Source organism: Pseudomonas sp. MF6776 (assembly GCF_016613125.1).
Taxonomy (GTDB): Bacteria; Pseudomonadota; Gammaproteobacteria; order Pseudomonadales; family Pseudomonadaceae; genus Aquipseudomonas; species Aquipseudomonas iridis.
This window is the reverse complement of the sequence record NZ_JAENSQ010000048.1, coordinates 1-13,242: the sequence shown is the minus strand read 5'-3', so window position 1 is coordinate 13,242 and position 13,242 is coordinate 1. Positions and strand designations below refer to the sequence as shown.

8 protein-coding genes are annotated in these 13,242 nt (G+C 53.8%); all 8 read left to right on the top strand.

The features are described 5' to 3' along the window. Window positions 1-5: 5 nt before the first annotated feature. On the top strand, window positions 6-644 hold the full coding sequence (locus tag JJD74_RS28635; RefSeq protein ID WP_200617622.1) for a TraE/TraK family type IV conjugative transfer system protein: 639 nt from the start codon (window positions 6-8) through the stop codon (window positions 642-644). Beyond that, a complete protein-coding gene (locus JJD74_RS28630; RefSeq protein ID WP_200617620.1) occupies window positions 634-1,764 on the top strand; it encodes a TraK domain-containing protein in 1,131 nt (376 codons plus the stop codon). The genes JJD74_RS28635 and JJD74_RS28630 overlap by 11 nt, the downstream gene beginning before the upstream one ends. Before the next feature lie 10 nt (window positions 1,765-1,774). Continuing rightward, window positions 1,775-3,136, top strand: coding sequence for a TraB/VirB10 family protein (locus JJD74_RS28625; RefSeq protein WP_200617617.1), 1,362 nt, complete (start codon window positions 1,775-1,777; stop codon window positions 3,134-3,136). A gap of 57 nt (window positions 3,137-3,193) precedes the next feature. Then, complete coding sequence (traV, locus tag JJD74_RS28620) at window positions 3,194-3,718, top strand: type IV conjugative transfer system lipoprotein TraV (RefSeq protein ID WP_200617615.1); 525 nt, start codon at window positions 3,194-3,196, stop codon at window positions 3,716-3,718. A 36-nt stretch (window positions 3,719-3,754) separates the two neighbouring features. Then, window positions 3,755-4,096, top strand: a complete 342-nt coding sequence (traA, locus tag JJD74_RS28615) for a TraA family conjugative transfer protein (RefSeq protein WP_442793293.1) — start codon at window positions 3,755-3,757, stop codon at window positions 4,094-4,096. Between the two features lie 69 nt (window positions 4,097-4,165). Next, the gene (locus JJD74_RS28610; RefSeq protein ID WP_325167028.1) at window positions 4,166-10,948 is read left to right on the top strand and encodes an Ig-like domain-containing protein; all 6,783 of its coding nucleotides are present in this window, start codon (window positions 4,166-4,168) and stop codon (window positions 10,946-10,948) included. A 118-nt stretch (window positions 10,949-11,066) separates the two neighbouring features. Next, window positions 11,067-11,756 (top strand): DsbC family protein, encoded by a 690-nt coding sequence (locus JJD74_RS28605; protein ID WP_200617602.1) that lies wholly within the window; start codon window positions 11,067-11,069, stop codon window positions 11,754-11,756. Further along, window positions 11,757-13,121, top strand: coding sequence for a TraC family protein (locus JJD74_RS28600; RefSeq protein WP_325167027.1), 1,365 nt, complete (start codon window positions 11,757-11,759; stop codon window positions 13,119-13,121). Window positions 13,122-13,242 lie beyond the last annotated feature (121 nt).

The following is a 13,242-nucleotide window of genomic DNA, read 5'->3' as shown; positions in this document are numbered from 1 at the left end:
CAAATATGCTATTTAAAAACTTCAGGCAATCGTACCGAGGAACGGTTTCGGAGAATAAGTTTCTTCGAAGTATGGTGATCGCGCTGATTGCAATTGACCTGTTCGCGATCATCGGCTGGCTTAATAAAAGCACTGTGATTGATATGCAGCCGCCAACCTTGACCGAGCGTGCATGGGTCGATGAATCATCTGCATCTGACGAGTTTGTTGAAGGCTGGGCGCTTTATATCGCTGACCGACTCGGTAACGTGACACCCTCGTCGTCAAAAGTGATACGCAAGTCGATCGAGCCGCTGCTGGATACTGATATATATCAGGATGTAGTGAATAAAATCGAGGCGCAGGTACTTCAGATTCGCCAGGACAGGGTGACCCTTAAATTTAACGCAAAAGACGTTTTGCGTGATCGGTCGAATACAAGAAAGTTTTATGTAACCGGCAGATCCTACATGACGGGGCCCAATGGTAAGCCTGAGCCCAAAAACGTCACCTATGAACTTGACTTGCGAATCAAAAACTACAAGCCAGTACTGACCTTTGTCGATACATATGAAGGTCCACCACGAACTGAAGATGTTATTCGCCGCCAAGAGAAAACCACCCAAGCTCGTAAGCGTATGGACCAAATTAATAATGAAAAGTAAACAGGTGAAACTAGCGTTGATTCTCACTGCGTTTGCGGCTGTTCAAGCGGTTCATGCGCGAGAGTTGAATATTCCAAAAATGCCCACAGCCTCGACAGAGACTCTGGTGGTCGATGGGATGCCGAAATCGGTTAACCCCTCTGATTACGGGCTTGAAGCGGGCGAGGCGGATGCACACGCTGCTCTGGAACAAGAGGCCGCGAAAAAGGCTTCTGAGCCAGCTGCACCAGCTGTCGCAAAAAGTGCGCCTACCCCGGCAGTGAAGAACGACACTGACATGATGAAGGTGTCTGGTGGCGGTCGGCAGGGTGACCTTCAGGCGGTACCTGCGTCCGTGGCCAAAACCACCGCAGGTGGTGAGGAGTCGGTTGCGATGGTGTCGTTCCTGGAAGATGTCGTTGTCCAGCCCGGCGTGAACACAATTGTTCCTGTAGCTATTGGTCACCTAAACCGAATCGTTACGCCATTCGAAAAACCGATCGTCCAAACCGTTTCAACGAGCTCTGTCGAAGTCAAGGGCAATGTCGTTTACGTTTCGACGCAGGATCAAGCGCCGATCGCCATGTACATCACGCCGAAGGACGACGAGTCGGTAGCGATCAGTCTGACACTGGCGCCGCGGAAGGTGCCGCCTATTCAGGCCAACTTGATCCTTGGACAGGCGCCAGGGTCTGGTGGTCGCGCTACTCCTGGTGGCATGGGCGCCTTCCGCTACTCGGGCCAGGCCAAAAAGTGGGAGGAGGGGCAACCCTATATGGAATCGATCAAAGGGATCATGCGATCACTGGCTTTGGGCGGCATTCCAAAGGGATTCTCCATGGGTAAATTGAGTCGCACCGATACGCTCCCCGCCTGTTACCAGGAGGGCATCGCATTCGATTTTTCGCGCTCCCAAATTGTTCTGGGTCATAACTTCAAAGCCCTCGTGGGAGTAGCCCGTAACACTTCGGCTGTCCCGGTTATGTTCGACGAAACCTCCTGTACGCATCCGTCATTGGCCGCGGCTGCCGCATGGCCTCGGAATATGCTCGAGCCAGGTCAGGCGACGGAAATCTACATCGTGACTCGAGTTGGTGAAGCGCCTGCAGAAGAGTCTTCCAGGCCGAGCCTGCTGAACTAAAGGGGGGGTTATGATCAAGTCAATGTGGTCGGGTCTGAGCCCGAGTAAAAAGAAAGTTGTGGCGATTATTGGTGTCGTCGGGGTGGTTCTTCTGGCCGTCTTCGCGATGAGTTCGATTGGGGGGAATGACCAGCGTAAGCAGGGTGGCAAACAAACAATTGGCCGTGTTCTGTATGACGGTGATCCTCGTTCCGTGGGCATCGATTCCATCAACTCTAAACAGCGCGACCAAGAGAAAACCATCACTGAAGTTCAGCGCAACCTCAAAACCCTATTGGAACAGAGCAACAACCAAAAGGTAATTACGGACAGCCTGAAAACCGTCCAGCAAAGTGTTGATGATCTTAAGGGGCAGGTCTCTCTCGCTAAGGAGCAGGCCGACAAGGTTGCGGCTGAAAATCTTAAGCTCGCGGAGGAAATGCGCACCAATCAGGCGAAGGCCCCACCTCCTGAAAGGGAAGTCGAGCTCAAGGAAAAGGAGGATCGAATCCAGCGTGAAAAGGCTTCCCAAGACCGTTTCAACGCCGTAGGCAACGATCCAAATAAAAACCAATCGGCCTTCTTTGCAAATGCGCCGGCCCCGGCCCAGGACCCAGTCAAGCCAGGTCAGGCCCCTAAGAAGGACGAAAAGCTGACGATCAGATCTATTGGCAATGAACAGCCTGATGAGGCGGACGGCAAGGACGAAAAAGAGCAAGAGGTCTTCTTGCCGGCCGGCTCCATTATGTCGGGTGCCTTGATTACAGGCCTTGATGCGCCGACAGGTACTAAGGCACGCCAGGACCCTTTCCCGGTTCTTCTGCGGATCAAGAAAGAGGCCGTCCTTCCTAACCGATTCCGAGCTGACGTTCGTGAGTGCTTCTTGATTGCAAGCGCCTTCGGCGACATGTCCTCAGAGCGAGCTTATATGCGTGCTGAAACCATCTCATGTGTTCGTGATGATGGCGGTGTTATCGAGACCGGTATGGATGCCTACGCGGCGGGAGAGGACGGTAAGGCAGGTGTTCGTGGCCGCCTGATCTCGAAGCAGGGCGCGATCCTTGCCCGCTCCCTTGCAGCTGGATTCATGCAAGGCGTCAGTGAGGCGTTCAGTGTTCGCCAAGTGCCGAGTATTAACGTGACGGGTACAGGGAGCAGTGGCAGCAATAAAGGCGTTGTTGATCCGGTGTACCAACAGGCATTCAACTCGCAGGCCCTGCAGGGTGCTGCCATCGGTGGTGTGGGCTCGGCGTTGGAGCGCATTGCTGACTTCTACCTGGAAATGGCTGAAAACCTTTATCCGGTTATCGAGGTAGATGCTGCCCGTGAAGTTGACTTCATCGTCAAGAAGGGTGTCCAGCTGAAACTCATGTCGAAGGCGCCACGTCGCTGACCCAAAACAGGGGCGGATTCGCTCCTGCACCTAACAACATATTTGGATACTTCAATCATGAATTTGATTTCAGCGGTGAATGCTTTCCGATTTTTGGCCCTGGCAACAGTGGCAGCGGCCATGACCGGCTGCTCGTTTTTGCAAGTTGGTGAGTCTGAGTATTCCTGTAAGGGCATGCCGGACGGTGTGACCTGTATGTCCGCTCGCGATGTTTATCAGCTGACTGAAAACGAGAATTTTCGCCAAGTAGTGGAGCAGAACCAGGCGGCCAAGGATCAGGCGATAAAAGAGGGCAAGTCGATTGAGGAGGTTCTCCCCGCGGTGCAGCCCCATATCGCAGCCGGCGAGCGCTATGTCGTTCCGAAGCCAGCACGTAACCCGATTCCGATTCGTTCGCAGGCCACCGTCATGCGCGTCTGGGTGGCTCCGTGGGAGTCCGATTCGGGCGACCTTAACGTGCCTGGATTCATCTACACGGAAATTGAACCGCGACGTTGGGAAATCGGTACTCCGGCGCCTAAACCGACACCTTCCATTCGACCACTGGAGTCGAGGAAGAACACTTCTTCACCTGCAACCTAAACATTCCCCAACCAGCATGACCTAGGAGATACACCCATGCAAATGAGCATGACCCCAAGCCAAGTCCGGCGCACCAAGGACGTAATGAAGTTCGGTGTGGCACTGATGCTCACCGTCGCAGCAAGCAACGCACTCGCCGGCACCGGTGGTGACAGTTTCGACTCAATCTGGGTAACCCTGACGGACTGGATGCAGGGAACCCTGGGACGAGTCGTCGCAGGCTCAATGGTCCTGGTCGGGATCGTGTCCGGCATCGTGCGCCAGTCGATCATGTCGTTTGCTACCGGCGTTGGCGGCGGCGTTGGCCTGTACAACACGCCAACCATCATCGAGTCGATCATGACCGCCACCCTCCCGGTTGCGCACTCTCTCACCTAAACAACGAGTTCTAACAAAGCCGGCCGTTGCCGGCTTTTGGGTTTTCAAACCAGGATCGGGAAGATAATTGTGAACTGGATTAAATCGACAGGCCTTCTTGCGGTGACGTTGATGTCGGCGGTCTTTTCGACTCAGCTCCTAGCTGCGACGCAGTGCGTTGAGAGTGGAGAGGCGCTGTCATTGAATCCAGTTGTAGCGGTTGTGGGCGAGACACTCAGTGTGACTTATACCTTGGGCCGCGTCGGGTGTACGTCTACCGGCTCCTACAGTCTTCCAATCAGTGTTGGCTCGCCAAAGGGCGCAAACATTGGTAAGTGCGAAGGGGTAAGAACCAAGGAGTCGTTTAGCTGTACGGGTGTGGCCGCATTGCCACAAGGATTCACCGGGCCTTTGGTTATCAGCGTCGGTAAAGCGCTCGCGGAAACGATTGTTGAAGCGAAGAAAACACAGCCGCATGCCGATGACATGGAGGTACTTAACAACGAGGACGAAACGCTGGTTATCCCTCTCACCCTCACAGGGGCGGGAGTCCAGGCCGAGTCTTTCGAACTCTTGGATATGCCTTCGAAGGACATTGGACAGTTCCTGCTGAACGGGTCCGCGGTCACCTTCAAGCCGTTTCCACAATGGTCTGGCGTTACGTCCTTCACCTATCGCGGAAAGGACACCACCGGTAACTTCTCTAATGCAGCGACGGTTCGCGTAGTTACCAGCCTGATAAATGATCCGCCGACCATCATTCCGCACCCTGCAATCGGCGTCGAGGACAAGCCCCTTGTTTACGTGCCTGTCGTTCAAGATCCAGACCCGGTCGACATCTATCGTTTAGTGGTAGAGGCCCAGGGAGCTCATGTCACCGCTTTGGTTGAGCCGGACCTTCACTCTTTGAGAATTATTCCAGAAAAGGACTGGAATGGTTCCGACACCATTAAGATTAGTGCGGTAGACAGTGCAAACGCTAAAAGTGAGGTGATGTCCATTAGCGTCATCATCCAGCCTGAAAATGACGCGCCTGTTCTCACTCCGATATCCATCGTGGCCAACGAGGACAGCGAGGGCAGGGCAAAAATCGTTTATGCGGATCCTGATGGAAAGGCCCCGTACCGATTTCTAATTGATAAACAGCCGCCTCCGAGTGCTGGCGGTTGTGGTATTGACGTGGATGAAGTGGTCTTCACCCCTGCCAAGAACTGGAACGGGACAACCGAATGTTCTGTCGTGGTCGACGATGCTGACAGTGGCGCCTCGCTTCCAGGCACGGTGTCAATCACTGTAGTGGCCGTACCCGACAAGCCAGTGGTGGAAACCAGGACTCTGACTTTGAATCAGGGCGAGTCATCGACCTTCAGCCTTGTGGTGGCTGACCCCGATGCCGGCGACAGTTACTCGCTCAGTAGTTCGTCAATTCAAGATGCTGTTTTTGGATCGTTTAGTTTTTCTGGGACGACCTTGTCGGTTGCTCTTAACCCAGAATTTGTTGGGACAAGATCCATTTCGTACACGGCAACAGACTCTTTCGGTTTGGTGTCTACACCTGGTGAACTGACGATCAAGGTGCTACCCGTTGCCAAGAAGCCTGTCGTCGCTCCCGCTCAGGCCTATACCGCTACTGGTACACCCGTGGTGCTAGATCTCATGGCCACTGATCCAAACCATGACACGCCACTTGCCTTTGCCATTTCTCAGACAGTCCCGGTCGCTTCTGGGACTTTGAGCATCAGTGGTAATCGATTGACCTTCACGCCCGCGGCGGGATTCGTCGGTACCGCGACCGCTTACGTTGTTGCTACTGACCCGGGTGGCCTGGTGTCGGCCCCTCAAGCAATCTCTTTTATTGTCCAGGCTGACCAGGGCTTTGCCTTCGACCCGGATAGCCCTGACAGCCATACGATCATCATTGTTCAGCAGCCTGATCCGGCGGCCGGCGTTCTAACAGTCAATGGCTTGTCGATAACATTTGCGCCTGTCGCGGGTTATCTTGGAACGGCTACGTTCACCTATAAGGTGCGGGACCTGGCGGGTCTTGAGTCGGATATCAAGCAAGGCACAATCGACGTAGTCAAAACCAATTACGCCCCTACGTCTGCGAGCGTGGCCATCAGTGTTAACGAGGGTGAGGCGTCGAGCCCCGCACTGCCGACGGTGGTTGATGAGAACCTGTACGACGCTGGGTTGCATACTTTTACCATCCCTATCCAAAGCATGACTGGGGTCGCGGAGGTGGTTAACAACCGCATCATCTACCATGCCCCGTTTGGCGCCAGCGGTGTCAAAACCTTCAAGTTCATCGCTCGAGATGTTGCCGGCGCTGAAGTCGTTGGGCTGGCGACTGTGAATGTGGTGCCCAAGAACTTCCCACCAAGCTCAGTCGATTTGACTCTTGATACCCAAGAGTCCACGCCGGTAAGTGGCGTTCCCGTCGTCGTCGATCCTAATCCAACTGACACGTTCACCTACACGGTCGACTCGAGTCCTATTGCTGGTAGTGCTGCGGTAGTAAGTGGCAAGGTTGTTTATACGCCGGCCCCGAATTGGATAGGCTCTGATCGATTTGCTATATCGGCGTATGACGCCGCCGGCGCTAGGGTGAGTGGGCTGGCTTACGTGACTGTACGTCGGACTAACGTTGCGCCCGAGGCTCTAAGCGGCAGCATGACGGTTCGAGAGAACACCACGAGTGCACCGTACTACCCTGTCATCATTGATAAAAACCTGTATGACATGGGTAAGCATCAGTTGGTAGTCAAGGTTCAACCTACAAATGGCTCGGTTTCAACTGATAATAACCGTCTGATTTACACGCCGAAAAAAGACTTCATCGGTGATGACAACGTTACGGTCGAGGCAACCGACCTGGGCGGACTCTCCGTACAAGGGGTGGTTGCTCTTAAAGTCACCAAGAACAATCTTCAGCCTGAGACAGCAGTGCTCAGTATCGAGACATACGAGAACACTCCATCAGCTGAAGTCACCCCGACGGTAGTCGACCCAAATGCTTGGGATCAGTTTAGTTACGAAGTGATAGCTCAGCCGGAGCACGGTTCAGTTGTGGCCGGGGCGAAGGGGTACGTGTACACGCCGCAAGCTAAATACACTGGCAATGACAAGTTTGCCTTCCGGGTCGTTGACGTGGGCGGAAAATATGTCGAGAGCGAGGCCAAGGTAGCCGTTCTGCGGAAAAACACCCCGCCAACTGGTGTGGCCCCGGACACCGTGTATTACTTCGAGGGCATCGGAGGCAAGCAACGTCTGGCTGCGATCGACGATAACCTCTGGGGATCGCATACCATCGAAGTTCAGTCACAACCAGGGCACGGATTCGCCTGGTTTAATAACGACATGTTGAACTTCAAGACCGATGGGCGAACAGAGACCACCATGACCGTCAAAGTGACGGACCAGGACGGCCTGTCGGTGATCGTGCCGGTGAGGTTGATGCCCAAGAGTATCGATAGCGTAATCGATCAATTACCGGTTCAAGAACTCACCAGCAACAAAGTGGCCACGCCAGCCATCACCAAGGAGTTTCTGCGCGTGGATGGGCGACCAGGCTTGCTGCTGACCGATAAGGACGCTATAGCGGCGTTGGGCAGCGACATTGTCGCGGTCGTTGAGAAGTCCTCAACTGTTGGCTTGCGTCTTGGTAGGAGGCCTTTGGCGCCGAGCCAAGGCACACGGTTGTCAGTGGAGTATTTCACTGCGGACGCGCTCGGATCTGCATTAGCAGGTATCCAATCGAGTGCCAGTGGTCATGGCCGGATACTGCTTGTAAGAGCGGACCTGACAGGCACTGCGTACGCCATACCCTTTGAGGTGTGGAAGCTTGAAGGCGCGGTGAAGACAACGGCCGATACAGCTCCTCTGGGTCTACAAGCGTTACGCGCGCAGTTCGAACCGTCTAACACTGTGTGCTTGAACACAGTTCGCCAGGCTTCCGCGGTGAACGGTAACCCGTATGACAATCCTGTTTGCCTTTTGGAGTTCACACAGAAACTGCCTGAGTTCAAGGATTTGTCCAGTGACTCGACTCTGGCGATGATTGGGACCGCTACCGATATCGGTACGTACCCGATCGAGGTGAGCTCCTACATCGTCGGCGCCGATGGCGAGAAAAGTCTGCTGGCGACTTATACCAAGTCTGCCGAATTTGTTTCCCCAGTTGGCGCTGTGAAAGTCGGACCCAAGTATCCATTCACGACGGCGTATTACAAAGTCGAGGATTTGGATGTTGAGTACGTCCAGCAGGTCGGGCCTGCATGCGACCTGACGATTATCGAGCGACGGGCAATTTCAGCAGCTGCTTCCTTCTCCACAAGACCCCTGTGTCTGCTTGAGTGGACGGAAATCCCTGTAGGAATGGTTGTTCGTCCAAACTGGGAGCGGCCATACCTTCAGGGAACGGCAACTATGCTAGGCCTCAACACGTCGAGCTGGAGGCTGTCTGTGTTCACGCCACCCGGTAAAAAAATCGACCTCGGTCCCGACACTTTTACCTTTTCCGCGATTGAACCGAGCCAGGCGACGGTTACCTATGAGTCCAGTACGAAAGTCAGCGATACACTCCTGACCTCACCGCTCGAGGGTGCGTACATCGGTGACGCCGTGATTCAGTCGGTCAGTGCAAGGCTGATGCTGAAGCACAACCTCAACTTGGGCGTAGAACAAACCGAGGATGCAGCTCCAGCCTATGGCGCGACGAGCAAAATCTATCGTCGGATTTACACGGCGCCTTTTGATGCGTTGTGGCAAATGAGGAAACTCCACGTAGACGCCGCCTATAAGGTCCTGCCTGATATCGCGACTCACACTGAAGCCGATGTCCTGGCCGTTCCTGACGAGAGTGTTGTGCCAATCATCGACAACCAGAACGGAAAGATTCTTTCAACGGAAAGCCTTGAAGTAGGTGTGACCATTGGGGATGCGTTCGACACTAAAAAAATCTACTCGGCGGACAGGATGGGTGAATGGGAGATTCGTCTGATTCTTAAGCCGTCGTGGAACACGGTGACGGAGCTGGCGCCATGGCAAAAGACAGACGGTGTTGGCCATGCTGCGTTTGCGATCCCTGTTGAAGAGTTGGCCGGTAAAAACCTGCGCATTTACGCCGAGGCACGAGTTATTTCTCCTGTGCCAGAGTACAAGGTCACTCGCACCTCGCCTCGACCACTAAGTCTCGCAATCCTGAATGGTGCTGCACTCGATGGGTCGATCAGGTCACTTCGTATGACGGGCGAAGCGCCGCTGCGCGTGACGCTGTTTGCTGACGTGACCAATCGAGCGTGGACCAAAGACCTTGGGGCGGTTCGTTGGGAGTTGTCGACTGAGGGCGGCCCGTGGGTCGAACTGCCAAACAAGAGTCGGACGCCGCAAAGGATCGCCTTGACCTTGCTGAAGGGCAATTACAAGGTCCGCGCAGAGCTCACGAATAAAAACTCGGGGGCTAAGTCGATGACCGATGAGATCGAAATCATCGTTTACAACGTCCCAAAAGGAGTGTTGAAGGGACCTGGGAATACCTTCCTGGATGCAAATGCTCGATTCAGAGTTCTACAGTTGAACGCCCAACCAATTGACCTCTCAAATATTGAGGTTGAATGGAGCTTGGATCGCGGTAAAACGTGGGCGCTTGGGACCGATACGAATATCCAAACACGCAGCACAGAGCAGAGAGTGAGCGTCTATGCTCGCATGCGTTACAAGGACTCACCAGCTGACGATGTTCACGTGTGGAAGGTCCTACGATCTGGTGTCGCCTTCCGGAAAATCAGACCACCGCGGGTGCAACTGATTGGTCCGCGCCGCCCTGAAGTCGGGAAGGAGGCTACCTGGGTAGCAAATATGCTGATGCCATACCCAAACATGGACCTGACCATGGGCGGGGAATTCATCATGCCTGACGGCACAACGATCGTGCCTGGCCAAGAGGCCAAATACACGCCGGTGGATGCCGACATTACTGATGCAAAGACCTACCTCAGCTACAGGGCATGGATTGACGGCTATCGTGATCGTGGGGGAGAGGGCATCACGCAGCAGCGCATCACGTTCTGGATCTATGACTGGCCTGAATGGGCTATCCAGCCTACCTTCAGCGCAGAATACGCCCCTGCGGAGCTCTCACTGCGCGTGCGGAACATTGGCGAGTTCAAAGCGGTTGAAGGCGTGTACTACGACTGGGAAATGCCGGAGATGCCTGGGTACGAAGTCGTGAAGGACGACACCATGGTTCTCAGGATGCTCAATATCCTCGAGCCCGCCGTGTACCCCTTCAAGGTCCATGTCTACGATGCACGAGGCAACTACAGCTTGGTTGAGCGCCAGATGACGTTCAAGGAACCACCACCTTGGACCATCAATCTGCTGTGGAATGGTGACAACAATGCTTCCCGGGCACCTTTGGGCATCATGATTCGACCTCAGATTTCTGGTGGCCACCCTAAGGATCGGATCACCAGCCTGAAGTACAAGTTGAACGGCGAAGAGATCGATACGGGAGGCTCTCGCTATGCCCGGGCCACCTTGCCGGCAGAGGGGCAGTATCAGGTAGACCTCGAAATTGAAACCCAAATGAACAAGGGCTCAGATGGAAAGGTTGAGATCGATGTGAAGAAGAACCAGCCACCAACCTGTGAACTGCAGGTGAAGGAGGGCGGATCCGCATGGTCAGCACTTGCCAAATGCACGGATCCAGATGGGCGAATCGCGAGGCATAACTGGTACGTGAACGACAAGCTGCAAGGACTGGGAGGGTCGGCGATCACGATCTCGAAGCGAACCTACCCAGACGCACCGAAAATCGTCCTGTTCGCTACTGACGATTCAGGGGAGGACTCACCGCCAGTTACCTGGTGATGCAAAAAGAAGGGCGCCATTGGGCGCCCTTCTTTTTTGACCCTGCTACAGGGTCAGATTCGAACCTAATTGGGAGGCAGGTTCTCTAGCCTGATGACATCGAAATCGAGGTGTCCTCATGCTCAGAAGAATCTTTTTCCCCCTCCTGCTGGCCACGTCTGCATGCGCTCTGGCTGCCGAGCCGGTTGGCGGTCAGCATAATCAAACCGCACCGATGCCAATCAACGGAATGATCGCGGCGGTAAAGAACGGGAAAATGGCCTTCGTTAGCGATAATGGGCGATTCGTGTTCCGCGGGTCCATGTATGACACGTGGGCTCAGAAGGAAATAACAACCCTCGAAGAGGCCGAGCAAGCCTCCAAGTACATTGACCTCCAGAAAATCAAATTCAACATTGAGGATCTGGTTCCCTTTACTGTCGGAACCGGATCCAAAACTGTCGTCGTCTTTACAGACCCACTTTGCCCTTCTTGCGCCAACCTTATTTCAGATCTGAAAAAAGTCGAGGGTTACACTTTCAAGATTGTTGAAGTTCCGGCGCTAGGTGACGAAAGCGCAAAGATCGTTCGTAGTTTGCTTTGCGCAGAAGACAAAGACGCCGCGTTCGATATTGCTACGGGCAAGGAAAAGCCAAAGGTAATCGATCAGCGCGGAAACGACTGTGACACCTCTCCAATCGGCAAACGGATTATTTCGGCTCAGATGTTCGGTGTGAAAGGCGTTCCATTCATGATCAGGAATGATGGACTGATCAAGCATGGGTACGAGAAAGGAACCCTCTCAAACTGGCTGATGGGAGCAAATTAAGTGACTGCGTATGCCAAGGCAAACTACCCATTAGCCGACCTTCTGAGTGTCATCGCCTATGACGATGACAAAAAATATTTCGTCATGGATGATAACTCGGTTGGATTTTCGTTCTTGTGCCGGCCTCTGCCTGGTAGTGACGGGAAGGAAGGTGATCAGCTCAAGTCTGTGATGAAGCAGGCCTGGCCTGCGGGTACGACAATCAACTTTAATTTGTTCCCGTCGCAAAATATCAACTCCCAAGTAAACAGCATGCTCAGGATGCGGCTGGGGTGTGAGGACAACATCGCACACCAGGCAATTAAAAGCCGGGCAAGTTACCTGGTAAATGGCACGTTAAAACCCATCGATGATTACTCCGGGATCAAGGTTCGTGAAATTCACGCGTTGATCACCGTAGTCATGCCGATAGATGAAGTGCTGCCGTCCGAAAAGGAAATTCAGACCCTGTCGGAGTTGCGCGCACAGTTTGACTCCACCTTTAAAAGCATCGGTTTTGCTCCGCAAGCGCTGACCAATCACCTTTACCTGGAAATCATGTCCTCGATCCTGAACCAAGGCCAACAAGCTTCTTGGCGGGATCGCATGCATGCCGAGGCGGAAGATGACAAACCATTAAAATGCCAAATCCTCGACTACGACCGAACGGTCGAGGTTTTCAGCGATCACCTGAAAATCGGTGACACGCTAGTTAAAACGCTGAGCGTTAAAAAATTTCCTCGGCAGACACTTCAGGGGGCCGCTGCTTGGTACCTCGGCGATTTGCTGACTGGTACTAACGGCATCCGCGAAAACTGCTTGATCAGCTTCACGGTGTATTTTCCTGAACAGCAAGCGGCGAAAGACAAGCTCAGTACCAAGCGTCAATGGGCGAACAACCAGGCATACGGACCGCTTCTGAAATTTGTGCCGAAGCTAGGGGCAAAGAAACAAGGCATGGATGACCTCTTCAAAGAAATTGAGGAGGGGGAAGCAGTGGTCCGGTGCAACATGACTGTGGTCATATTTTCCAGTGACCGAGACCGTCTGGTGCGTGCGACGTCGGAAGCTCGAAACTATCTGGGTATTCGCCAATTCACCCTGCTGGAGGACAAGTACTTCGTTCTTCCGTTGTTCCTGAATGCTCTTCCCTTTGGCGCCGACCGCAAAGCCATCGACGAGAGCTACCGCTATAAGACGATGGCCATCACCCATGCGTTGCCATTGCTTCCAATCTATGGGGATTGGAAGGGGACTGGTTCACCGATCATGCAGTTCGTTTCTCGTAATGGGCAGCTGATGTCCTATTGCCTGTTTGACTCAGAAACAAACTATAACGCCACGGTCGCAGCCCAATCAGGTAGCGGTAAGTCTTTCCTAACCTGAATTCATAGAATAAGCGCAACGCTTGAAACGAGAGGCAGAGAGCCAGCCACCGGTAGAATCCAGGCTCTCACACCGAAGGATTCAAGCGCAGATGACTACGCATTACCGGCAGCTGACTCAG